19 protein-coding genes are annotated in these 25,338 nt (G+C 55.2%); 9 read left to right on the top strand and 10 right to left on the bottom strand.

Annotated elements, in window-relative coordinates; all coding sequences use genetic code 11:
- Window positions 1-44: 44 nt before the first annotated feature.
- From VOI14_RS01765 to VOI14_RS01745, 5 genes are all read right to left on the bottom strand, one after another.
- Complete coding sequence (locus tag VOI14_RS01765; protein ID WP_323750300.1) at window positions 45-824, bottom strand: IclR family transcriptional regulator domain-containing protein; 780 nt, start codon at window positions 822-824, stop codon at window positions 45-47.
- A gap of 168 nt (window positions 825-992) precedes the next feature.
- On the bottom strand, window positions 993-3,092 hold the full coding sequence (locus VOI14_RS01760; RefSeq protein WP_323750299.1) for a 3-hydroxyacyl-CoA dehydrogenase NAD-binding domain-containing protein: 2,100 nt from the start codon (window positions 3,090-3,092) through the stop codon (window positions 993-995).
- A gap of 92 nt (window positions 3,093-3,184) precedes the next feature.
- Window positions 3,185-4,408, bottom strand: a complete 1,224-nt coding sequence (locus tag VOI14_RS01755; RefSeq protein ID WP_323750298.1) for a CaiB/BaiF CoA-transferase family protein — start codon at window positions 4,406-4,408, stop codon at window positions 3,185-3,187.
- 14 nt (window positions 4,409-4,422) lie between these two features.
- Window positions 4,423-5,583: an acyl-CoA dehydrogenase family protein gene (locus VOI14_RS01750; RefSeq protein WP_323750297.1), complete on the bottom strand. Its 1,161-nt coding sequence runs from the start codon at window positions 5,581-5,583 to the stop codon at window positions 4,423-4,425.
- A 96-nt stretch (window positions 5,584-5,679) separates the two neighbouring features.
- Complete coding sequence (locus tag VOI14_RS01745) at window positions 5,680-7,008, bottom strand: hypothetical protein (RefSeq protein WP_323750296.1); 1,329 nt, start codon at window positions 7,006-7,008, stop codon at window positions 5,680-5,682.
- 246 nt (window positions 7,009-7,254) lie between these two features.
- Between VOI14_RS01745 and VOI14_RS01740 the strand changes: the two genes are divergently transcribed.
- From VOI14_RS01740 to VOI14_RS01730, 3 genes are all read left to right on the top strand, one after another.
- The gene (locus VOI14_RS01740; RefSeq protein WP_323750295.1) at window positions 7,255-8,256 is read left to right on the top strand and encodes a LysR family transcriptional regulator; all 1,002 of its coding nucleotides are present in this window, start codon (window positions 7,255-7,257) and stop codon (window positions 8,254-8,256) included.
- Window positions 8,257-8,451: 195 nt separating this feature from the next.
- The gene (locus VOI14_RS01735) at window positions 8,452-9,591 is read left to right on the top strand and encodes a DcaP family trimeric outer membrane transporter (RefSeq protein WP_323750294.1); all 1,140 of its coding nucleotides are present in this window, start codon (window positions 8,452-8,454) and stop codon (window positions 9,589-9,591) included.
- Between the two features lie 165 nt (window positions 9,592-9,756).
- Complete coding sequence (locus VOI14_RS01730) at window positions 9,757-11,442, top strand: FN3 domain-containing metallophosphoesterase family protein (RefSeq protein ID WP_323750293.1); 1,686 nt, start codon at window positions 9,757-9,759, stop codon at window positions 11,440-11,442.
- On the opposite strand, the gene VOI14_RS01725 is transcribed toward VOI14_RS01730, so the two are convergent.
- The 5 genes from VOI14_RS01725 to VOI14_RS01705 all read right to left on the bottom strand — a co-directional run bounded on the left by VOI14_RS01725 (window position 11,439) and on the right by VOI14_RS01705 (window position 18,711).
- Window positions 11,439-12,419 (bottom strand): nitronate monooxygenase family protein, encoded by a 981-nt coding sequence (locus tag VOI14_RS01725; RefSeq protein ID WP_323750292.1) that lies wholly within the window; start codon window positions 12,417-12,419, stop codon window positions 11,439-11,441. The two genes, VOI14_RS01730 and VOI14_RS01725, sit on opposite strands and share 4 nt — an antisense overlap.
- A 61-nt stretch (window positions 12,420-12,480) precedes the next feature.
- Window positions 12,481-14,283, bottom strand: a complete 1,803-nt coding sequence (locus tag VOI14_RS01720) for an acyl-CoA dehydrogenase (protein WP_323750291.1) — start codon at window positions 14,281-14,283, stop codon at window positions 12,481-12,483.
- 63 nt (window positions 14,284-14,346) lie between these two features.
- A complete protein-coding gene (locus tag VOI14_RS01715; protein WP_323750290.1) occupies window positions 14,347-15,531 on the bottom strand; it encodes an acetyl-CoA C-acyltransferase in 1,185 nt (394 codons plus the stop codon).
- Window positions 15,532-15,628: 97 nt separating this feature from the next.
- A complete protein-coding gene (locus tag VOI14_RS01710; protein ID WP_323750289.1) occupies window positions 15,629-17,722 on the bottom strand; it encodes a 3-hydroxyacyl-CoA dehydrogenase NAD-binding domain-containing protein in 2,094 nt (697 codons plus the stop codon).
- A gap of 194 nt (window positions 17,723-17,916) precedes the next feature.
- On the bottom strand, window positions 17,917-18,711 hold the full coding sequence (locus VOI14_RS01705) for an IclR family transcriptional regulator (RefSeq protein ID WP_416361376.1): 795 nt from the start codon (window positions 18,709-18,711) through the stop codon (window positions 17,917-17,919).
- A gap of 462 nt (window positions 18,712-19,173) precedes the next feature.
- On the opposite strand from VOI14_RS01705, the gene VOI14_RS01700 reads away from it, so the two are divergent.
- From VOI14_RS01700 to VOI14_RS01675, 6 genes are all read left to right on the top strand, one after another.
- Complete coding sequence (locus tag VOI14_RS01700) at window positions 19,174-20,379, top strand: 3-oxoadipyl-CoA thiolase (protein ID WP_323750288.1); 1,206 nt, start codon at window positions 19,174-19,176, stop codon at window positions 20,377-20,379.
- A gap of 20 nt (window positions 20,380-20,399) precedes the next feature.
- Window positions 20,400-21,569, top strand: coding sequence for an acyl-CoA dehydrogenase (locus tag VOI14_RS01695; protein WP_323750287.1), 1,170 nt, complete (start codon window positions 20,400-20,402; stop codon window positions 21,567-21,569).
- Between the two features lie 32 nt (window positions 21,570-21,601).
- Window positions 21,602-22,798 (top strand): acyl-CoA dehydrogenase family protein, encoded by a 1,197-nt coding sequence (locus tag VOI14_RS01690; protein ID WP_323750286.1) that lies wholly within the window; start codon window positions 21,602-21,604, stop codon window positions 22,796-22,798.
- Between the two features lie 10 nt (window positions 22,799-22,808).
- The gene (locus VOI14_RS01685; RefSeq protein WP_323750285.1) at window positions 22,809-23,951 is read left to right on the top strand and encodes an acyl-CoA dehydrogenase; all 1,143 of its coding nucleotides are present in this window, start codon (window positions 22,809-22,811) and stop codon (window positions 23,949-23,951) included.
- Window positions 23,952-24,064: 113 nt separating this feature from the next.
- Entirely contained in the window at window positions 24,065-24,826 is a 762-nt protein-coding gene (locus VOI14_RS01680) for a class II aldolase/adducin family protein (protein WP_323750284.1), read from the top strand.
- An 11-nt stretch (window positions 24,827-24,837) separates the two neighbouring features.
- A complete protein-coding gene (locus VOI14_RS01675) occupies window positions 24,838-25,293 on the top strand; it encodes a MaoC family dehydratase (protein WP_323750283.1) in 456 nt (151 codons plus the stop codon).
- Window positions 25,294-25,338: the final 45 nt, after the last annotated feature.

Below are 25,338 nucleotides of genomic sequence, written 5' to 3'. Positions count from 1 at the left end.
AAGCGGCCCCTTTTCATCGGGGCCCAAGCATCAGAGGCACGTTGTCAGGGCAGTACTTCAGTCAGTTTACGGGCAGCATGCTGCATGATGGGTACATATTCCTGCACGATGCGTTCCATCGAAACCGAGCTGACATGGCTACTGGAGTTGAGCGCAAACCGCGTTGTACCGCGACGATCAAACACCGGCACCGCCAGCGCCCTCATACCCAATTCAAGTTCCTGATCCACAATGGCATAGCCATCAGAACGAACCTTGCTCAATTCAGTTCTGAGCGCGTCCGGCCCCTTGGTATAAGCGGTCAGTTGTTCGAAGTGGGTTTTTTCGATGACATCATCCAGTTCAGGGCTCTGCAAGGCAGCCATCAGCACACGGCCACCAGAAGTGGCGTAAGCGGGCAAGCGGGCACCGATTTGGAGGTTAATAGGAATCAGGCCACGACGGGGAATTCGGGCAACGTAGACAATATCGACGCCATCAAGTACCAAGGCAGAGCAGGATTCGCCCAGCTGATAGGATACCTCTTCCATAATGGGCGTGACGGTTTCCGAAAAGTCCAGAGACGCCAGATACGAATAGCCCAACTCCAGAACCTTGGCGGTCAGAGCAAACTTCTTGTCATCCAGGGAGACATAACCCAACTTTTGCAGCGTCAACAGGAAGCGACGCGCAGACGCCCTCGACAGGTTGTTTTTTTCCGCAACGGCCGACAGCGTCATCGACGGCGTTTCTGTATCGAAAGACCTTATGACCTCAAGCCCGCGCGCAAACGTAGACAGGAACTCCTTGTCTGCACCGGTACCATCCGAATTCTGGTGATTCATCCTGATTCATCCCCCCCCTCTGCATTAGCCTCAGTAACCGTTCGATAATCGGACGATTGTTCGAAGCGGCGGATAATGACAGCGAAGAATCGACGATGCAAGCTAGCTGCGCCCAAGAAATTCAGGGGCTGAGCAAGATGCCCGGCCCCAAAATCAGAGGTTTTGAACTCAGCCTTTGCCGGCCATCCAGTCATCAAGAGTCACGTTACTCTCAACCAGTTTTTGCAGCAATGGTGCCGGGGCCCAGTGAGCTTCACCGGTGCTCTTGTGCAGGCTTTCTATACAGTCATACACCGCTTTCAGGCCGCGACGGCTGGCATAGAACATGGGGCCGCCCCGGTATGAGGGGAAACCATAACCGTGCACATACACTACGTCGATATCACTCGGACGCTGGGCAATACCTTCTTCGAGAATGCGGAAGCCTTCATTGATCAACCCCATCAGATGGCGATCAAGAATTTCCTCATCGCTGAACACGCGGCGCTCCACTCCGTGTTGCCTGGCCTGTTCCTCGATGACAGCCAAAACCTCTGGGTCCGCTGAGCGGGCGCGGGTCTCAGGGTCGTAACGGTAGTATCCGGCGCCTGTCTTTTGTCCCAGCCGCCCCATTTCAACCAGCGTGTCCGCAATGCAATAGCTGCGCGGATCACCCTTCTGCTCATCCGTCAGCGCCTGCCGCGCCTTGTACCCGATATCCAGTCCGGCCAGATCACCCACAGCCAGCGGGCCCATGGCCATGCCAAACCCGGTCAGCACGCCATCGATTTGCTCGGGCTCTGCCCCTTCAATCATACAAAGCTGAGCTTCACGCGCGTATTGGCGCAACATCCGGTTGCCAATGAAGCCATAACAAACCCCTGCCAGCACAGGCACTTTACCAATGCGCTTACCCAGAGCCATGGCAGTCGCAATAACCTCTTCCGCAGTTTTGTCGGCACGGACAACCTCAAGCAACCGCATGACGTTCGCCGGGCTGAAGAAGTGCAAGCCCACGACGTCCTGAGGGCGCGAAGTCGCTGCCGCAATCTCATTAACGTCCAGATACGAGGTGTTCGATGCCAGAATCGCGCCTTCTTTGCAGACCTCATCGAGACGACCAAATACCTGCCTCTTCACGTCCATGCTTTCAAAAACGGCTTCGATAACCAGATCAACATCCGCCAGATCTTCGTAATCCGTGGTACCGCCAATCAATGCCTGACGGGCCGCTGCCTGCTCTTGCGAAAGCTTGCCTTTGCTGACGGTGGTCGCGTAATTCTTGCCTATCAGCGCCAGACCTGCATCCAACCCCTTCTGATTAAGCTCCAGCAGGGTTACCGGAATACCCGCGTTGGCAAAGGACATGGCAATTCCGCCGCCCATGGTGCCAGCACCAATAACCGCTACTCGATCAATCGATCGCGACGCAACGGTTTTATCCAGTCCCGGTACTTTTGGCGCCTGACGTTCGGCAAAGAAAGTGTGCCGCAACGCTGCCGATTGCTCCGATTCGCAACATTCGACAAAACGGGAGCGTTCGTACGCCAGCCCCTCATCAAATGGCTTCACCATCGCGGCTTCGATGCAATCAACAATGCGCTGCGGCGCTTCCTGCCCGCGCTTGCGCTTGCGAAGCACCTTGCGATAGGCCTCGAATGCCTCACTATCGAAGCTATCCGCCGGAATGGAGGTATCGCTGATACGCCGTGGCTCAGCACCCGTTGCTACCAGCTCACGCGCGTATGCCAGTGCGGCCTCTTCAAGAGGGCCATCGAGCACGCGATTAATCAACCCCAATGTAAGCGCTTTCTCCGCGGCAATTTTCTGTCCGCTGGTGATCATATCAAGCGCTGCCTGCACGCCAATTAGCCGGGGCACTCGCTGGGTTCCCCCTGCGCCGGGCAAGAGCCCAAGGGTGACTTCGGGTAGCCCGACGGCAGCCGAGTCGAGCGCGCAACGGTAATGACAGCTCAACGCCACTTCAAAACCTCCGCCCAAGGCAGTGCCATGAATAGCCGCAATTACGGGCTTGGCCGAGGCTTCAATCGCCGCATTTACCTGGGGCAATGAAGGCGCTTCGATCGGTTTACCGAATTCACTGATGTCAGCACCGGCAATAAACGTGCGACCTTCGCACAGAATAACAACGGCTTTGGAGTCGTCTGCCTGGGCGGTGGTTATGGCGTCAAGGACGCCTTTGCGGACGCCGTGCGAAAGGGCATTTACCGGTGGGTTATTAATCGTGATAACAGCGAGTTCGTCTACTCGGCGATAAGAAACCAACATAGTGAGGCGCTCCTTGAGATTGAATAGCAGAAGCCGTGCTTGCGCGACGGCTTCTGGCGATGGAGATCATTGAAAAGAACTTTGCGGTTAAACTAGAGAACACCTCTGGCCCGCAGCGACTCGATATCTTCAGGCGACTTATCAAGCACACGTTGAAGAATCGTATCTGTATCTTCGCCTAGCAGCGGAGGCGCTTTTCGATAGACTTGCGGGGTTTTGGAAAACTTTATCGGGTTAGCGATACCCGGCACTTTGCCCAACTGAGGGTGTTCCAGCTCAATTTTCATGTTGCGGGCCTGCACCTGCGGGTCTTCAAAGACTTCCGCAAGATTCTGAATGGGGCCACAGGGAACATGTACGCCGACCAGGCAATCCATCCATTCCCGGCTGGTTTTGGTGCGTGTGCATTCACACAGTTTTCCCACCAACTCCTCCCGGTGGAGGACTCGCTGCGGGTTGGTCGCAAAGCGCGGATCTTCTGCTAGCTCCGGCTGCCCCAGCGCCTTGCACAGTCGCTGGAACTGACCGTCGTTTCCGACCGCAATGATCACCTTTCCGTCTTTGGTGGGGAACGGCTGATAGGGCGCAAGATTGGGGTGATACTCACCCGTGCGTCCGGGCACCTTGCCGCTGCAAAAATAATTCTGTGCCTGATTCGCCATCCAGCTGACCTGAACATCCAGCAACGCCATGTCGAGATGCTGTCCCTCACCGGTGTTCGTGCGGTGATGAACCGCCGACAAGATGGCAATCACGGCATTCATGCCGGTGGTCAGGTCGGCTACCGCCATACCCACGCGCATCGGGCCCGCGCCCGGCTGGCCGTCCGCGACCCCGGTAATACTCATCAGACCAGACTGCGCCTGTATCAGATAATCGTAGCCCGCATCCGCTGCCATCGGGCCGGTATGACCGAACCCAGTGACCGAACAGTAGATGAGGCCGGGATTGATCTTGGAGAGGTCCGCATAACCCAAACCTTTTTTGTCGAGCCCTCCGGTTTTGAAGTTCTCGACCAGCACGTCGCACTCTGCGGCCAATTCCCGGATCAGCGCCTGCCCTTCCTCGCTGCCGATATCCACCGTCACCGAATGTTTCCCACGGTTAGCGGAAAGGTAATAGGCTGACTGTTTGGTGGTATTACCCTGCGAGTCCTTAAACCAGGGAGGTCCCCAGTGCCGGGTGTCATCACCCAAACCCGGCCGTTCAATCTTGATAACCTCTGCACCCAGATCGGCTAGGATCTGGGTGCACCAGGGGCCCGCCATTACACGGGATAGATCAAGTACACGAATACCTGACAATGGGCCTGCCATAGCTGTCTCCTCGATCAAAGCGCGTTTTCGGCGTTACGGATAATCTGTTTGGCGATAACCAGCTGCTGAATCTGAGAGGTGCCTTCGTACAAACGGAACAGCCGCACATCCCGGTAAAAACGCTCGACGCAGTATTCACTGATATAACCGGCGCCACCGTGAACCTGCACGGCGCGATCGGCAACCCGACCGACCATTTCCGTGCAGTACAGTTTACAGCTGGCCGCATTCAGCGACACAGATTCACCGGCGTCGTAGGAACATGCGGTTGCTTCAACCATGCACTTACCGGCGTAGTACTCTGTCTGGCTATCCGCAAGCATCGCCTGCACCAGCTGGAAATTGCTGATCTCAGTACCAAACTGCTTACGCTGCGTGGCGTAAGTAACACTTTCATCAATCAGGCGTTTAGCGGTACCTACGCTCAGGGCGCTGATGTGCAAACGCCCCCTGTCCAGCACCTTCATCGCGGTTTTAAAACCCTGACCTTCTTTACCGCCGATCAAAGCATCCGCTGGTACCCGAACGTTTTCAAAAATAACATCGCAGGTGTGCGCGCCTTTCTGGCCCATCTTTTTATCAGGCTTGCCCAAAGAGATGCCCGGCAACGTAGCGTCCACCAGAAAAGCAGACACGCCCCGACCACCCTCTTCGCGAGTGCCCGTTCTGGCCATCACGGTGAACACACCGGCACGAGGAGCGTTGGTAATAAAACGCTTACTGCCATTAATAATGTAGTCATCGCCATCGCGACGGGCACTGGTCATCACCGAGCCTGCATCGGATCCGGCATCAGCCTCGGTGAGCGCAAAAGAACCAATCAACTCGCCGGTGGCCAGCTTGGGCAGGTACTTGGCTTTCTGCTCCGGGGTGCCATCAATCACAATACCCTGGGAGCCAATACCCACGTTGGTGCCGAACATCGAGCGGAATACCGGTGAGGTGTATCCCATTTCCTGGATGATGGCGACTTCTTCCGACATGGTTAGACCCAGCCCGCCGAACTCTTCTGGAATGGACAAGCCGAACAAGCCCATTTCCTTCATTTCATCAATCACTTCTTCAGGAATACGATCTTCTTCCGCAACCTGCATTTCCAGAGGCACGAGGCGATCTCGCACATAGCGGCGCACGCTATCGATAAATTGGTTCAGAGTTTCTTGATCAAGCGCCATTATGGCCTCCACACTTCTTGCGAGTTGATAAAAGCTGTCCCTCAAAGCGACAGCTAGATAGTTAAAATGAATACCTGAAAAGAGCTACTGCAACGATCAGGACGAAACCAGCACTACGGTTGCGCACAGTGAGCTGCTAAGCCCGAGAAAAAGGCATGAATAAGACAGGTTCCAGCCGTAGGAAGCCGTCCGCGCGTCATAGCCGGTAAATCGCTCAAGCAGTATGGCGTTTGCCGAATAGGGGGTGCCGGCAATGGTGACTCCCCACCCCGTGACCATGGAAATACCGAGCCCGAGAATAGAGGACTCCGGCCAGATAGGGCCCAACACGCCCCCGAAAACCGTTGCGGTTAAAATAGGGTTAATCCCAATCGCCCCACCCGCGTAAAACAACCACGGAATGCAGATGACCGTGACGACGTACGCCCAGTCCGGCAACACAAAATCGCTGCCCAGTGAGCTCAGCGCCGTGACCGTCAGTGCGCCACCCAGAAAGGAGGCTCCACCCATGATTGCCAGTTCGTTGGAGACATTCGCCATGGACGGCAGGCTTACCGTTCCGGCCACAAGACGACAAATCACAAGATACAAGATGATCACGGTCAGACAGCTCAGGGTCACCGCTTGCGAGTACTTCAGGCCTACCCAGGTATTGAGTGCATAGGCTTCCAGCGAGATAAACAGAGCAAGCCCGACAAATCGCATCCACGGCCAGAAGGCGCGTAACTCATCTTCACCCTTTACGTCCGATACGCTTAACGCCGGCGCAGCACCCAGTTCTCTCTCCCGGAACCATACCCCTACCATCAGATAGCTCAGCGCGAACGGAATGCTCCATACCAACAGCGTCCAGCTCGCCAGCCCCGGCAACAACGTCACGGTCAACGCCACCGCTATCGACAATGGTGACCCCATAGGTGAAGCACCAAATCCACGAATCACAGCCCGCGACGCGTTCCGGGTGGCCGCGTCATCGCCGCCATCCTGTACTTGTTTACCAATCATCGTGGCGACCAACCCCACCGATCCGAAGTTCAGTGGGATCGCCAACACCCCGGTACCGAAGCTCAACCCCAAATAACGGGTAGCCGAACGCCCACTGAACAGGCTTCGGGAAATCGCAGCCAAGTCCTTAGACGTACTGAGTACCGCCGAAAGCAACATCACCGCCAAGATCAGCCCAGTGATTCCGGCCATACGGTGAACCGCGCTGGCGAGGACCCCGGGGTTCAACAACAGAGCCAATACAGTGACCACCAGGATCAGCGATGCAATCACCCTAGCCACCGGGCGTAGCTGCCCCCACCCCATAAAAATCACGGTACAAGCCAACAGCGCCACCGCAGCAGAGCTACCGGGCAGGAACGCCATTGCGCCAAAACACAGGGTCAAGTAGGCAAGACCTGAACGCACGCGTGACAACATCGCTACCCTTAGCACTGCAGCGCCAATCCGCCGTTTTCGATTTGTGCGATCACATCGGTCCTACTCATAGCAGCCGCCCCATTACTGGCTTTTACAATTGATCGCGAAAGATACCATCACAAAAAAAATACCACTATTATATACTTTATATATGTTCTATTTAATTATTAGATACCCATGCGGTGCCGTGATCAGGCGGCAACACCAACCAGCAAAGCCAACATCCGCTTCAGGCGAGAGCATCCTATGTCATTCCAGTTAAAGATCGACCTGCGCCAACTCAATACCTTTCTCACCATTGCAGAGGTTGGCAGTTTCAGTCGCGCCTCGGAAAAGTTGTTCGTTGCTCAGCCCGCACTGAGCCGGCAAATCCGCTTGATGGAGGAAGCTCTTAATACGGAGGTTTTTGTGCGGCACGGCCGCGGTGTGGTGCTGACCGTTGCAGGCGAATTACTTTACGAAAAAGCTTTGGCCATCTTTCAGGATTTGGAGCGCACCCAAGCTTCCGTGGCCGCTATTTCCGGCGAAGTCACAGGGCAAATTATTCTGGGCATGCTGCCCACCGCCGCCGACACGTTTTCCGGCAGTATCATTGCGGAATTCCGCCGAAAATTTCCCCGTGTCAGGCTCTCCGTCAAATCCGCCATGAGCGGTACCTTGCAGCAAATGGTGTCACAACACCGGGTAGATCTGGCGGTCACATACAACCACGGTAAACACAAGCATGTGCAGCACACACCCTTGATCGAAGAGCGCTTTTTCCTGATTGCCCCGCCCACGGACAACCTCGCCATGCGCCCCAGCATCTCTCTGGAAGAGGTGCTTGAGTTGCCTCTGGTTATGCCAGAAGAGAAGCACGGCTTGCGGGAACTGATAGAAAAAGCAGCGGTGAAACATCAGAGGAAACTTCAGCTGGCCATTGAGGTTAACGCCTGGCCTCTGCTGGTCGACCTGGTAAAGCGTGGGCTAGGCTACACCGTGCTGTCTTACGCCTCGGTCTATGAAATGGCGATGCGCAAAGAAGTCGTCGCCATTCCTATTGATACCCCCGAACTCCATCGATCTCTGGCCATTGCGACACCGCGCGATCTGCCGCCTTCTCTTGCCACCCTGAAACTCGCCGAGATCATCATGAACCAGGTAACGCTGCAGGTTGCAGAGGGTATCTGGGAGGGGCGGCCGCTGTTTGGTAAAAACGCTCTGGACAGCATTAGCACCCCGGCTGATTACGGCTTGGCCGAGGCGTGACATCACATTAACAGCTAACCTGAATGGCCAGATATAACATCCCGGCATAACTGAAATTCAATTTAGGTAATTGTCCTTATTATTCCACACTGATAATTTCTGCCGCCCGCGAGATTCCCGGTGGTGGATAATCATGTCATAGCGTGCCACCGCTCTGCGGCAACAGAACAAACAACGTTGACAAAGGCACCAACGATGACCAAGAACAAACTGTCCTCCTCAGTACAACTATTTTCTGGCGTTCTTATTATGGGCTTGGCGAACACCGCCAGCGCATTCCAGATCGAAACAGACGAAGCCAAGATTGACATCTACGGCTACGCCCGGTTAAACGCGTCTTACGATATCAACGAAGATATCAACAAAAGCACTGGTACCCGCTCCGGTGACTTCAGCCAGGTTAACACCGGCGCAGCTGAAGACAGCGAAGCTTCCGGTTACTTCGGAGCCGACGCCGTTCAATCTCGTCTGGGCATTCGCACCAGCTTCGCCAATGGTGTCATGGTTAACGTGGAAGGCGATTTCAGAGGGGGCACCAGCGGTGGCCAATTCCGCCTGCGTCATGCGTATGGCCAATACGGCAACTGGCTAATGGGTCGCACCTGGTCTAACTACAGCAGTTTTGTGGGTAACACTTCTGTTCTCGAAATGGACGGCGTTGCAGGCAACGCAGGCCTTTATAACCGGACTGCCCAGGTACGCTATACCCAAGGCAATTTTTCGTTCGCTGTAGAAGATCCGAAACCCAAGATTCTTGATCAGACGGCCAAAAGTGGCCTGCCGACGTTCACTGCCCGTTACGAAAACAAAGCAGGAGCGCTGAAGTACTCCACTGCTGCGCTTATTCAGGAAGTCGGATATGACGACGGCACCAACGATGACTCAGCTATCGGCTACGCGGTCTTCGGCGCAGCCAAGTTCCAGGTGACCGATACCGTAAGCATTCAGGGTAACGTCAACTACACGGATGGGGCTAACGGCTATCTTTGGCGCTCTGGCACCAATTACTACGGTGAAGATGCATACATGAACGGCGACAATATTGAAACCATCGTCGGCTACAGCGCCAACCTCGGCACAACTATCAAGGTTGGTCCCGGATCACTCAGCGCCGTCTACGGTATGACAACGATGGATTGGGACGACGCAAAAGACGACGGTTTAAGCGTTGGCGAAAAGCACGAGCGCAACACAAACGCCTTCGTAACCTATAAATGGTCACCCATTAAGAGCGTTATGCTGGGCGTAGAATATGGCCGTTACGAAGTGAAGAAAGTAAGCGGTGACGAGGGTGATGCCAATCGCCTGATGTTCGCAGCGCAGTACAACTTCTAAAAGACAGCTCACGTCTATTAGATACGACAAAAACCCCGGCAGCACGCTCAGTGCTGCCGGGGTTTTTTCTATTACTCGGTGACCAACAGGTCACAAATACGAAACATTCGCTCACTAGACTCTTGGTCACATTAACCTCTTCATTGACCCTAGGAAGTGAACCGAATGAACCCATTGTTTCCAAAAATGGCACTGGCTGTGAGTATTCTCTCTCTCGCCGGATGCTTTGAAGGTTCAGAGTCGTCCTCGTCGAAAGACGAAGCAAGCATTCCATCAACCGTTAGCAGCTTCCATGTCCTTCCTTACGTTCAGAACCCCACTGCTACGGCCATGACAGTAAGCTGGCTCAGCGATTCTGCTGAGCCGGGTACCGTCTCTCTAGAGGGCATAGGTTCCTTTACGTCCGAATCCCAACTTGCGGAAGCACTGACCTACGGCACGTCGGAAATCGACTACATACATGGCGATTCAAACTTCGGTGAAACACAGCCGAATGCTGCCGACGGCGAGGCCCCTGCGGCCAGCTACAAGCACTCCGTCAGAATCACACGACTTGCACCAAGCACTTCCTACAGCTATTCCGTTGACCAACCGGGAGCAGACGACTTTGCTTCGACGTTCCGCACGGCACCTATCCAGGGGAGCCGCGAGGCGGTCAGATTCATTACCATGTCCGACATGGAAACAGAGCCTGAATCAACGCAGAAAACTGTCAGATGGACCGCCAGCGCACTGGCAATCGGAGGAGACAAACTCGGAACAGATCCTGAGACCTACACGCGCCAATATCCGGTTGACCAAACAACCGGGTACAAGGCAAATCTGGTCTACGCGGCTGAGCGAAATCCGGATTTCTGGGTAATTGCGGGCGACCTCGTCGAGAAGGGCGGTCGTCAGTTAGATTGGGATGAATTCTGGAGGCATAGCGCCGGTGAATGGGGCACCCTGGCCTCAAGCACGCCGATATTCCCGGCGCTGGGTAATCACGAGAATTACTGGCATCCCGATGCACCCGGATACAACGCAGAAGCCTCCATGCTGTCCTACGACAAATGGAATACCTATTGGGATCTTCCAACAAACTATGCAACCGATGAGCGCTATGAAAAACGCTTCTATCGCGTTGATTATGGCCCCGTCACCCTCATCACCCTTGATTCGTCAAATGGTAACGATGCTGACCCGAGCCAGGACACTAACCTGTATATTGATGGCACCGAGTCGCGGGTGCCTGACTTTAACCCCGGAAGCGAACAGTGGAATTGGGCGATACGCGAACTCGCGAATGCCCAAGCTCTGGGCCAGATCATTTTCGTGCAGTTCCATCACACCGCATTTGGCACCGGTGTTCATAGCCTACCCTCAGGCTCTGCCGGTATCGCCAACGGAGAAGATAACCAATCCGGTATGCCGATGCGGGTGTATCAGGACCTTTTCGAACGTTACGGTGTAACGGCCGTACTCTCCGGGCACGATGAACTGGTGGAGTATGTGAGCATCAATGGCGTGAGCTACTGGGATGTCGGTTTTGCCGGCGATGGCCTTCGAGGCCCGGGCTACCCACCGACAACAGACTATGTTCCATTTGACCTCTTACCTGAAGAAGCTCAGGAAACTCACTGGAGTGCCCATGGCGATGCTCCGGAAATCTGGAACGGCGATCAGCTTGTTGATGGTGGTAAGCACTACGGATTTCTTGAAGTTGATGTCCGCCCTTCCGGTGACTACAACTATGAAGTCATCATGACGCCGCGCTATGTGTTCCCGGTAACCGATGAGGCCGGTAGTCCGACGGGGACATTCGAACACCGGCAATACAACAATGTGGTTCGGGTTACCGTAGAACGTTAGTCTTCCAGAAAACCCGTCAGGCGTTGGCGGACAATGGTTTCAGCTTCGACCATGATATTCCGGATCAGCTCATCGCAGGTCGGGATATCATGAATCAGCCCCGCCACCATGCCGCAACTCCAGGCTGCCTCGTCCATTTTTCCTTCCTGAAGCACGAGACGGCCTTTAACACCCGTGACCAGATGACGAATGTCATCAATGGTTTCAGCCTCGCCTTTCTCTTTTTCAATGCGGATAATTTCCTTTACGGCAGCGTTGTTCAGAACCCTTTCCGTATTGCGCAGGTTGCGCATAATCAGCCGGGTCTGCAGCTCATCCGCCTCAACAATCGCCTGTTTGACGTTGTCGTGAATCGGGGCATCCTGAGTGGCAAGAAAACGAGTGCCCATGTTCATGCCTTCCGCACCCAGAGCCATGGCGGCTACCAGGCTGCGACCATCCGCCATACCGCCAGAGGCAACAAACGGAATTTTTAGTTCTTCGGCTGCCCGGGGCAACAGAATAAAGTTTGGAATGTCGTCTTCGCCGGGATGACCCGCACATTCGAAGCCATCCACACTGACTGCGTCGCAGCCAATCTTTTCAGCTTTCAGAGCATGACGAACCGACGTGCACTTGTGAATCACTTTAATGCCGGCGGCCTTAAGCTGAGGCATGTACTTTTCCGGACTGCGACCAGCCGTTTCAACCGCTTTTACACCGCCTTCAATAATCGCGTCGATATACTCAGGGTACGGCGGCGTACTGAAAGAAGGCAGAAAGGTGAGGTTCACACCAAACGGTTTGTCGGTCATCTCATGGCACCGGGCAATCTCACGCGCAAGATCTTCTGGCGTGGGCTGGGTAAGCCCAGTGATGATACCCAGGCCACCCGCATTGGAGACGGCTGATGCCAGCTCGGCATAACCAACATGGTGCATACCGCCTTGAATGATCGGGTGGCGGATGCCAAACATCTCGGTGATTCGGGTTTTCATGATCGCTTTCCTATTTCGTCACTTAAATGAAATCAAAACGGTTGGTTCCGGCAACGGATGCCTAGAACTGATCCTCAAGGATCTCCAGAGCCGTGGTATCTACGGCTTTCAACAATTCTGCAGAACTCACCACACCGGGCAGTTCGTAACGGGCAAAATACTCACAGGCTTTGACCTTACCTTCGTAAAACGCCGGCGTCTGCTCACCGTTGCCAGCTAGGCCATCTATCGCTTTGATGCCTTGGCGAAGCCAGATCCAGCCAACCACTAGGTGACCAAAAGCATCCAGATACAGCGTGGCATTTGCCAGAGCCTTTTCTTTATCGCCGTTGGCTTTCTCGCTGTTGATCACATCGGTCGTTTCAAGGATTGCCGTCATCGCCTGCTCCAGGCGGTCAGCCGATTCAACCAGCCTCGGTTCCCGCCGGGCTTCAACGATGGTTGCGTCGATGCGCTTCATCAATTCCTGATAAAACTCGCCGCCAGCCATAGAGACCTTGCGGCCCAACAGATCAATACCCTGAATACCGTGGGTGCCCTCGTGGATAGGGTTCAGGCGGTTATCGCGATAGAACTGCTCCACCGGATATTCCCGGGTGTAGCCATAGCCGCCATGCACCTGAATCGCCAGACTGTTGGCTTCAAGGCAATAGCGCGAAGGCCAGGATTTGATCACTGGCGTCAGCAAATCAAGCAGACCGGCAGCCAGGTTGCGCTGTCCATCGGTGGCCGCGTATTTTTTCTCGTCCAACAACATAGCGCCCTGCAGGCACAACGCTAGCCCGCCTTCCACATAGGCCTTCTGAGCCAACAGCATACGCCGGATATCCCCGTGGCGAATCAGCGGCACTTGCGGAGCTGCCGGGTCTTTCTCCGCTATCGGTCGACCCTGGCGGCGTTCGCGAGCGTATTCCAATGCATGCAGATAACCCGTATAGCCGAGCATGACAGAACCTAAACCAACACCAATGCGGGCTTCGTTCATCATGTGGAACATGGCCGACAAACCCTTGTTGGGATCACCCACCAGATAACCGACCGCACCGTCTATTTCGCCAAAATTGAGCATGGTCGAGGTGGTGCCGCGGTACCCCATCTTGTGGATCAGACCCGCCAGCGCGACATCATTCCGCTCACCAAGACTACCGTCTTCATTGACCAGAATTTTCGGCACCAGAAACAGGGAAATGCCTTTAACGCCCGAGGGCGCATCCGGCAATCGGGCGAGCACCATGTGAATGATGTTTTCACTCAGTTCATGGTCGCCACCGGAGATAAAGATCTTGTTGCCAAACAGGCGATAGGTTCCATCCGGCTGAGGCTCGGCGCGTGTGCGCAAATCGCCTAGGGAGGAACCCGAATGGGGCTCGGTTAGACACATGGTGCCGAAGTACCGTAGGGCCATCATCGGCTCCGCGAAGCGGGCCTGCTGCTGCTCCGTTCCCTGAACCATAATCAGGTTGGCCGCCGCAATGGTCAGGCCGGCATAGCCCTGAGTGCCAACATTCGCACCTTTGAGCATGCCGACACACATCTGAGTCACGGCCGCCGGCAGCTGCATGCCGCCGCGTTCGTAATCCTGACCCGCCGCCATCAGTCCGGTGCCCTTCAGCACGTCCAGCGCTTTTTTAACTTCCGGGCGCATTTCCACCCGTCCGTTTTCAAAGCGCGGCTCCTCCTCATCAACCAACCGCGCATGGGGCGCAAACTCTTCAGCAGCGACCTTCAACGCGAGGTCAAGCGCGGCCTGAAGCGTTTCCCGGCTGTGATCCGAGTAGCGATCAAAACCGAGACATTGCTCCACCTCGTGGAGTTCAAAAAGCTGGAACGCCAGATCCTGAGTGTTGATGATTTTTTGCTGCACGTTTTGGCACCTTTGCAATGACTTATTGTTGTTAACGCAGGGTTTCCAGGAACTGCTGGCAGATCAAACTACCTCGAACAGACCCGCTGCACCCTGGCCTCCGCCAATGCACATGGTGACCACAACGTATTTCGCACCGCGACGCTTACCTTCAATCAGGGCATGACCTGCAAGACGGGAACCGGTAACACCGTATGGGTGGCCAATCGCAATGGAACCACCGTTCACGTTCAGCTTTTCCATCGGAATACCCAGGCGATCACGGCAGTACACTACCTGAGACGCAAAGGCTTCGTTCAGTTCCCACAGATCAATGTCATCCATGGTCAGGCCGTTGCGTTCCAACAAGCGGGGAATAGCAAATACTGGCCCGATACCCATTTCATCCGGCTCACACCCTGCCACCGCAAAACCGCGGAAGATGCCCATCGGCTCAATGTTGTTTTTCTCGGCATAAGTGCTGTTCATCACGGTGCAGACAGAGGCCCCGTCAGACAACTGACTGGCATTGCCGGCAGTAACAAAATTGCCTTCTCCACGAACAGCATTCAGCCCTTGCAGACCCTCAAGCGTGGTGTTCGGGCGATTGCACTCATCCTGAGTGAGCGTGACGTCTTTCTTGCTGACCTCACCGGTTTCCTTATCCTTCACCAGCATCGTCGCATCAAAGGGCACGATCTCGTCATCAAACCGGCCGGCTTCCTGCGCCGCAGCCGTGCGCTGCTGGGAAATCAGCGCGTATTCATCCTGAGATTCACGGCTAACACCATAGCGTTGGGCTACGATATCCGCGGTTTCGATCATCGAAAGGTACAGCTCGGGCTTGTTCTTCATCAGCCACTCATTCGCTGCGTGGTAATTGTTGAGCTTATCGTTCTGCACCAAAGAGATAGACTCCACACCGCCGGCCACCATCACAGGCACCTTCTCGGACACCACCCGCTGCGCGGCAATAGCAATCGACTGCAAACCGGAGCTGCAAAAACGGTTAATCGACAAACCGGCCGTCGTTACCGGCAAGCCTGCGCGGATCGCCGCCAGACGCGCCATGTTCTTGCCCTGCGCGCCTTCATGGAAGGTAGCGCCAAGAATCACGTCTTCAACAATTGCAGGATCAATCCCGGCGCGGGCAACCGCGTGTTCAATCACATGCCCGGCAAGGTCCACACTGTGCGTGTTGTTCAACGCACCACGATAGGACTTCCCAAGTGCGGTACGTGCGGTAGAAACAATGACTGCGTCTGACATAAGAATTACCTCGAGATCAAAATGGAGTGCCTGCCCCCAATCGGGACAGGACTAAGATACAAATCCGGACTTCTAACCTGGCTTGAAGCGGGCGGTCTTAGAGATCCCCGAATTTCTTCCCATCGGCGACCAGCTTCTTGAGCAAACCTGCAGGCTGCCACTGCTCACCACCCACAGCGCCGTGATACTTCTCTACCGCAGCCAGAATCGAATCCAGACCAACCTGATCCGCCCAGAACATAGGGCCACCACGATAAGCCGGGAAGCCGTAGCCATAAATCCAGACCACATCAATATCCAGAGCCCGGTCGGCAATGCCCTCTTCCAGAATCTTGGCGGCCTCATTCACCATCACATACATGCAGCGTTCAAGAATCTCCTGATCTGTAATCACCCGAGAGCTGATGCCCTGCTCCTTCCGGAAATCCTCAATAATGCGCTCGACCTCAGGGTCCGGAATCGGCTTGCGGCTGCCCTCTTCGTACTTGTAAACGCCTGCCATGGTCTTCTGGCCCAGGCGATTCTGTTCGGCCAGCTTATCCATCCAGCTCGCATCGACCTGCTCACCCGCATTGCGACGCTCTTCGCGAATCCGATAGCCAACGTCGATACCCGCAAGGTCCGACATGGCAAACTGACCCATGGGATAACCCAACTCCGTCAACACCTTATCAACCTGCTGCGGGGTGGCACCTTCATTGACCAGAGCCATGGCCTCGGCACCGCGTCTGTGGAGCATGCGGTTACCCACGAAGCCGTGGCAATTGCCAACCAGCACACCCACCTTCTTGATCTTCTTGGCTACGGCCATCACCGTCGCTTTCACGTCGTCCGACGTCTTGCTGCCTCGAACGTTCTCCAGCAGTTTCATGACGTTGGCCGGACTGAAGAAGTGCATACCGACAACGTCTTCAGGGCGCTGGGTGGCAGAGGCAATTTCATCGATATCGAGAGTAGATGTGTTGGACGCCAGAATGGCCCCGGACTTACACACACTGTCCAGCTTCGCGAAGATCTCTTTCTTGACCGCCATGTTTTCAAACACGGCCTCAATCACCAGATCCACGTCTTTGAAATCCTCATAATTCAGGCTGCCGGTGATCAGCGCCATCCGGTCTTCCACCTGTTGCGAGGTGATGCGGCCCCTCTTCGCAGAGTTCTCATAGTTCTTGCGAATAATGCCCAGACCCTTATCCAGGGCTTCCTGCTTCATTTCCACAATCGTGACAGGGATACCGACGTTGGCGAAGTTCATGGCGATACCACCGCCCATGGTGCCCGCACCAATGATGCCGACGCTGTTTACATCGCGTACCGGCGTGTCCTTCGACAACCCTTTAACCTTGGAAACTTCACGTTCGGCAAAGAACGAATGAATCAAACCCGCGCGCTGGGGTGAATCCATACACGCCATAAACAGTTCGCGCTCACGCTTCATACCTTCTGCAAACGGAAGGTTAAACGCCGCCTCAACAGCATCGACACACTTGAAGGGAGAAAACTGACCTCGTGCCTTCTTCTGCAACGCGGCACGGAACTGGTCGAATACGTCGCTGCCCTTGTCCGCATCGACTTTATCTGTCAGCTCACGAACCCGGCGCACCGGCAGGCCCTCATCCACGACCTTTTGCGCAAAGGCCAGACCCGCAGCTTTAACATCATTGCCTTCGTCAACAGCATCCACGATGCCCAACGCAAGAGCCTCTTTGGCACCAACAAACTCGCCAGTAGTAATCATTTCGAGGGCTTTCTGCGCGCCGGCCAGACGAGGTAAACGCTGAGTGCCGCCGGCACCGGGCAGCAAGCCAAGCTTTACTTCCGGCAGACCGACTTTGGCGCTGCTCAGTGCTACGCGGTAATGGCAGCCCAGAGCCGTTTCAAGACCGCCGCCAAGCGCAGTGCCGTGAATAGCCGCAACCAACGGTTTGTCACTGTTTTCGTATTGCGCCACTACGTCGGGCAACCCTGGCTCCTGCATGGGCTTGCCAAATTCGCGAATATCAGCGCCGGCAATAAAAGTACGTCCCTCACACACCAATAAAAGCACACTGGCTTCGGCATCTTTCTGCCCCTGTTCCAGAGCAGCAACCAGACCGGAACGCACCGCATGACTGAGGGCATTGACCGGTGGGTAATTCACGGTAATCACACCAGTGCTGCCTTCACGCTTATAAGTTACGACCTCAGACATAATTTCTTCCTCGCTTTATATTTATATGGAATGTAGTTTTGACAAGCGAAACATAGGAACGATTTAATACAAGTTGCCTCTGGTTTTCAACTACCAATTGAAATCAGGCATAAAAAAACCGCAGAACGAATTCTGCGGTTTTTGTCGTAAAGCCCGGAACACTTCGGGCAGTTGTTGCGGATTCCAGAACCGGGTTACACCCCCAAGGACTCGATGTCGCCGGCCAACATCGCAAGCTGATGAGCAATCGTGCTGCGAAGTTTTTCAGCCGAAACCACGTAAGATGGCGCAGCACACGTCAACGTCATGATAGTCCCGTCCTGCAGGTGAACAGGAACACCGGCGGAATTAATATTACGATCCCATTCACCGATGGAAAGGCAGAAGCCGTGGTTCTTGTAATCTTCCATGGCACGATCCAGCCCTTCTTTTTTCTCCGGCCAGGATTCCGGCCCGTACTTCCGCGCCATCGCATCTTCAATGACCTTGCGCCCCTTGTCTGGACTTGCACAATAATAAGCCCGGCCTGCCGACGTAGTTGCCATCGGCAGCTTGAGTCCGACCTCCATACGCAGCAAAGACGCATCCGGGGGCAGCCGATTCTCCACATAGATCATATGCAACCGGTCACGGCAGGTCAGACCCACCGACATATTCGTCTGGCGCGCAAACTCATCCATATACGGCTTGGCTAGCTGACGGACTTTCAGGTTAGACACATAGGCATACCCCAACGCCAGAACACCTGAGCCCAGCTGATATTTTTTCAGCTGGGCGTTATAGCTCAGATACCCAAGCTTGGTCAGGGTATAGGTCATACGGGAAACGGTTGGCTTGGGCAGGTTGGTAAGTCGGGCGATATCGTGATTGCCAAGAATCACCGAACCGTGACTGAACGCACGCAACACATCCAGACCACGGGACAGCGCCTCAACAAACTTTCGGTCTTTTTCCGTCTGCACCGAGTCTCCGTCGTCGGACGTCGCCATCATCTCCGGCGAAATATTTGTTGCTGTTGACATAAGGTGGCGTCCTCCAAAAAAGTCGCATACCCCGCTCTCCAGGGTCATAAATCTCATGCATGAAACCCATGCATAAATATTGTGCACTATACTAATCGTTGGGAAACGCAAGTACCACACGCCATCAGAAATTTCGCACCAAAATACGAACGGGTATTCAGTTCTTCCGCCTAGAACCTCCAACAGCAACTGCCAGACGATCAGTGACTCTCCCACCTACCGCACTATCCCCTCCGGATTTTCATTTATAGAGCTGCTCTTTGCTTGCATTTGCCACACACCCGGATTAATCTTCTCAAAAGCAATTACAAAACCGAGTTCCGCTTGACGAAACACGAGTAGCCAAAAACACAAAGCCGGCTCGGATATTTAATTTACTGACTCCCAAAACAGAACCTAGCGGCCTGTTCATACTCCAGAGGAAAAACTATGAGCGCGTTTATCTATGATGGCCTGAGAACCGCATTTGGACGGCACGCCAGCTCCCTGGCCCGGGTTCGACCTGATGACCTGCTGGCCAGCGTGATCAAGGCTCTTGTTGAGCGCAATACGTTTGCCCCGGAAAGCTATGAAGATGTCATTGCCGGCTGCACCAACCAGGCCGGTGAAGATGCCCGTAACCTGGCCCGCCATGCCGGGCTGCTGGCTGGACTTCCCGAAGAGACCGGCGGACTAACAGTGAACCGGCTCTGCGGTTCCGGCCTCGCCGCCATAATGGACGCTGCCCGTGCCGTTCGTTGCGGCGAGGGCGAACTGTTTGTTGCGGGCGGTGCGGAGTCCATGAGCCGCGCGCCCTTCGTAATGGCCAAAAGTGAAACCCCTTTCAGCCGGGATTTCCGGGCATTCGACAGCACTATCGGCGCACGCTTCCCGAACCCACGTATTGAGAGCGCTTTCGGCGCAGATACCATGCCGGAAACCGCCGACAACATTGCCCGCGAACTTGGTCTGAGCCGGGAGCTGACAGATCAGTTTGCCGCCCAGAGCCAGGCTCGCTACGAAGAGGCCCGTCGCGCCGGCTTCTATGAGGACGAAATCCTCGCAATCGACGTACCCCAAGGCCGTAAAAAGCCCCCCATCACCGTCGATCAGGACGAACACCCTCGCCCTCAGTCCACCGCCGAAGCACTGGCGGGACTGCGCCCCCTCTTTGAAGGCGGCGTTGTCACGGCAGGCAATGCCTCTGGCATTAACGATGGCGCAGCAGCCCTGATCATCGGCTCCCGGGAAGCTGGCGAGCGCGCCGGCATTCAACCCCGAGCGCGTATTGTTTCGGCCGCAATTGCGGGCGTTTCACCTAGGGTTATGGGGCTGGGCCCGGTTCCAGCCTGCGAAAAGGCACTGGCTCGTGCCGGCCTGACGCTCAAGGATATGGATGTCATCGAGATTAACGAAGCCTTTGCCGCTCAGGTTCTCGGGTGCACAACCAAACTGGGTATCGCTCACACGGACCCCCGGTTGAACCCGAACGGAGGTGCCATCGCCGTTGGTCACCCGCTTGGTGCATCTGGCGCACGCATCGCACTCACCGCCACCCGCCAGCTCGAACGCAGCGGTGGCCGCTACGCCCTGATCAGCATGTGCATTGGCGTTGGCCAAGGTATCGCAGCTGTAATTGAACGCGTAAACAACTGATTTTAAATAGGAACTAAAAAATGACTTCCACATCTTGGGATGACCTTCTGCAGTTTGACAAACAGCTGGATGAAACCGAGCGTCAGGTTCGGGACAGCATTCGCAGTTTCTGTGATCAGCGCCTGATGCCGGGCATCACCGAGGCCAACCGCCACGAAAAGTTCGACCGCAATATTTTCAACGAAATGGGCGCACTGGGCATGCTTGGCGCAACCCTTCCGGAAGAATACGGCGGCCCCGGTCTGAACCATGTCTGCTACGGATTGATTGCCCGCGAAGTCGAGCGTGTTGACTCTGCATACCGTTCCGCACTGAGCGTTCAATCCTCACTGGTGATGCACCCGATTCATGCGTTCGGCCAGGAAGCCCTGAAAAAACGCCTTCTGCCCAAGCTGGCCTCTGGCGAAATGGTGGGTTGTTTTGGTTTGACCGAGCCCAACCACGGCTCTGACCCCGGCGGCATGGAAACCCGGGCAAAGAAAGTGGACGGTGGCTACCTGGTAAGCGGCTCCAAGACCTGGATTACCAACTCCCCTATCGCCGACGTGTGCGTGGTCTGGGCCAAGCTGGACGGCAAAGTAAACGGCTTTGTTATTGAACGTGAAGGCTCCAAGGGTCTGGAAACCCCCAAGATTCCGGGCAAGTTCTCACTGCGCGCATCCGACACCGGCTCCATCTTTATGGATGAGGTGTTTGTGCCGGATGAAAACAAGCTGGAAGTCGAAGGTTTGAAAGGCCCGTTCAGCTGCCTGAACAAAGCCCGCTTCGGTATCAGCTGGGGTTCTCTGGGCGCCGCTGAATTCTGCTGGCACGCAGCCCGCAACTACACCCTGGAGCGCAAACAGTTCGGCCGGCCATTGGCTGCCAACCAACTGGTTCAGAAAAAGCTGGTGGACATGCAGACAGAAATCACCCTCGGCCTGCAATCCGCTCTGCAACTAGGCCGCATGATGGATGACGGCAGCGTCACTCCCGATGCGATCTCCCTGCTAAAACGCAACAACTGCGGCAAAGCACTGGATATCGCACGTGTTGCCCGCGACATGCACGGTGGCAACGGTATTGCCGACGAGTATCACGTAATCCGTCACGTCATGAACCTCGAAGCGGTCAACACCTACGAAGGCACCCATGATGTGCACGCCCTGATTCTTGGCCGTGGCCAGACCGGTATCGCAGCGTTTAGCTGAACCCAATAAGTCCAAAACGACGAGGCTATTCAATGAACATGAACTATACCGCCGAGGAGCTCGCTTTTCGCAACGAAGTGCGAGCATTCCTGGATGAGAAGCTGCCGGCTGACCTCGCTGCAAAAGTGAAGGGTCTCCGTCATCTGTCCAAAGAAGACCACCAACGCTGGCAACAGATTCTGTGCAAGCAAGGGTGGTACGCCACACACTGGCCTGAAGAATACGGCGGTGTTAAATGGACGCCGGTTCAAAAGCACATCTGGGACGAGGAGTCCTGCCGGTACGGCGCGCCTCGCTCTATCCCGTTCGGCGTGAACATGGTAGCGCCGGTTATCATCAAATTCGGCACTGAAGAACAGAAGCAGGCCTACCTGCCCCGCATCCTTAGCGGTGAAGACTGGTGGTGTCAGGGCTATTCCGAGCCCGGTTCCGGATCCGACCTGGCATCCCTGAAAACACGGGCTGTTCGCCAGGGCGACCACTACATCGTCAATGGTCAGAAAACCTGGACCACGCTGGGCCAGCACGCCAACATGATTTTCTGCTTGGTGCGCACCAACACTGAGGTAAAATCACAAGAAGGCATTTCCTTCCTGTTGATCGATATGAACACGCCCGGCATCACCGTTCGCCCGATCATCACCCTTGACGGTGAGCACGAAGTGAACGAAGTCTTCTTTGAAGATGTGAAGGTTCCCGTTGAGAACCTGGTCGGAGAGGAAGACAAAGGCTGGACCTACGCCAAGTTCCTGCTCACCTATGAGCGCACCGGTCTCGCTGGCATTGGCCTTTCCAAAGCCGCACTGACGCACCTGAAAGAACTTGCCTCCCGTCGTATCAAGAATGGCCGACCGCTGATTGAGGACACCTCATTCAGCCAGCGTATTGCCCAGATTGAGATCGACCTTACCGCGGCCACCATCAGCAACCTGCGCATTATTGCCGCCGTCGAAGGCGGAGGCGTACCCGGAGCGGAAAGCTCGATGCTGAAGGTCAGAGGCACAGAGATTCGTCAGGCCATTAACGATCTGGCTCGCCGGGCTATTGGCCCCTACGCCATTCCGTTTGTGGCCGAAGAACTGGACCTCGATTACGACGGTGATTTCTTATCTGACGAGAATGCTGCCCCGGTGTCCGCACACTACTTCAACAATCGCAAGCTCTCGATTTTCGGTGGGTCCAACGAGATCCAGAAAAACATCGTTTCGAAAATGATTCTCGGGCTCTAAGGAGGCAACCATGGATTTCCGACTTAATGAAGAGCAGCAGATGCTGCAGGACACCGTGGCCCGCTTGGTGCGCGGTGAGTACAGCTTTGAGAAGCGTCTGGAGTACAGTGAAACTGACGCCGGGTTCAGCGTCGACTTCTGGAAACAGCTCAGTGAACTGGGCCTGACAGCTGTCCCATTTGCCGAAGAACTGGGCGGCTTTGGTGGTGGTGGCGTAGAAGTGCAATCCGTCATGACCGAATTGGGTCGTGGGCTGTGCCTTGAGCCGTACCTGCAGTCTGTCATTTTCGGCGGCGGCCTTATCAGCCAGGCCGGTAATGACAGCCAGAAAGAAACCTGGCTGGGCGGTATTGCCAGCGGTGAACTGCAAGCAGCGGTTGCGCTTCAGGAGCCCCAGAGCTTCTACAACCTGAGCGACGTGGAAACCCGCGCCGAACAAAATGGCGACGGCTATCTCCTTAATGGCCGAAAGGCCGTCGTGATTGGCGGGCATTGTGCTGACGTCATTCTGGTTTCTGCACGCACCTCTGGCGAGTCTCGTGATACCGGCGGCATCAGCCTGTTCGCTCTCAAAGCAGACACTGCCGGAATCGAGCGCCGGGAGTACCCGACGACTGACGGCTTCAAAGGTTGTGACCTGATCCTGAACAACGTCCAGGTCAGTGCCGATGCCCTGCTGGGCGAAGAAGGTAATGCCTTCGAGGCTATTGAATATCAGTCAGGCCGTGCCATTGCAGCGCTGTGCGCAGAGGCTGTCGGCGTGATGGAAGTTGCCAACGAACTGACGCTGGATTATCTGAAGCAGCGTAAGCAATTTGGCATTCCCATCGGCAAGTTTCAGGTGTTGCAGCACCGCATGGTCGACATGATGTCGGAACTGGAGCAGGCCCGTTCAATGGCCATTCTGGCCGCCAGCGTGGCGGATGCGGAACAAAATGACGAACGCCGTCGCGTGCTGTCTGCCGCCAAAAACATCATTGGCCGTAGCGGGCAGTTTATTTCAGAGAAAGGCGTTCAGTCCCATGGTGGCATTGGTATGACCTGGGAATACAACTTTGCCCATTACGCCAAGCGCCTGATCATGATCAATCATCAGTTGGGTGACGACGACTTCCACCTGGAGCGCCACGCGTCTTTGTTACAGGCACACTAAACCCCCTTGATCAGTGAGCCTGAGACCTCTGTGTTACCAATGAGAGGTCTTTTTTGGGGGGGGGTGATTTCCCCCCCCCTTTTTTTATTGCACAGTCAGAAAAGGTGAACAATATGACAACAAACACCTCAGATTCCGACGTAAAAGCCCTACGAGCTGCAGAGTGGCAGGCTCGCTGTGAACTGGCCGCCGCTTACCGACTCGTCGCCCTGTTCGGGTGGGACGATCTGGTTTTTACCCACCTATCAGCCCGGGTACCAGGTCCCGAACACCATTTCCTGATTAACCCTTACGGTCTGCTGTTCCACGAAATTACCGCGTCCTCTCTGGTGAAGGTCGACAAAGACGGTCAGGTAGTGGAATCCGGTGGGCTTGGCCGGGTGAATCCTGCCGGTTTTACCATTCACAGTGCCGTACATATGGGGCGCGACGATGCTGGCGCGGTGATGCACCTTCATGCCGCCGATGGCGTAGCCGTTTCTGCCCATCGAGATGGCCTTTTACCCCTGAGCCAGACGGCCATGCTATGCCTGGACCACCTGAGCTACCACGATTACGAGGGCGTTGCCCTGAACCTCGATGAGCGTGAACGTCTGATACGTGACCTTGGCGATAAGTCCATGATGATGCTACGCAATCATGGTGTACTGACCGCCGGCAAAGACGTGCCTGAAACCTTCACATACCTCTATTTCCTCATGAAGGCTTGCGAGATACAGGTGAAAGCACAAAGTTGCGGCCCTGTGTGCATGCCCTCAGAACAAGCGATCCAGACAACTGCAGAACAGTCACAGGCACTGGGCAGCGCAGCGAAGCTCACCTGGCCTGCCCTATTGCGACTACTCGACAACAAAAACCCCGGTTACGCGGTATAAAAGGAGGCAGCATGACGGAAATACAACTCGACAATCTGGCTAGCCACAAGAACACTCTGTGTTGCTATAGTCCCTGGCTGACCATCACCCAAGAGATGATCGGGGCATTTGCCGATGCCACGGGAGATCATCAGTGGATCCATGTAGACGTAGAACGGGCAAAACGGGAGTCCCCTTGGAAGAGCCCGGTCGCTCATGGTTATCTGACGGTGTCGCTGATTGCCCAGCTCAGCCCACAGGCTTTGCGGGTAACCGGGGCCACCGCCACCATTAATTATGGAACGAACAAACTGCGCTTCCCGGCAGCGGTGCCCGCTGGCTCCGACATCCGGACCAAGATTGAACTGATCGACGTTACCCCCGTAGACGACAACCGAACATTGGCGGTTTACAAAACCACCGTCGAAATAAAAGGACAGGACAAACCGGCCTGTGTAACGGAAAACCTGGCGATGTATGTAACCTGACCCTTTACGCTCGACTCATAAGCTCAGGTCTGACATTTCTGAAAC

The organism is Marinobacter sp., assembly GCF_034669625.1.
Taxonomy (GTDB): Bacteria; Pseudomonadota; Gammaproteobacteria; order Pseudomonadales; family Oleiphilaceae; genus Marinobacter.
This window is presented reverse-complemented; position numbering and strand designations above follow the sequence as displayed.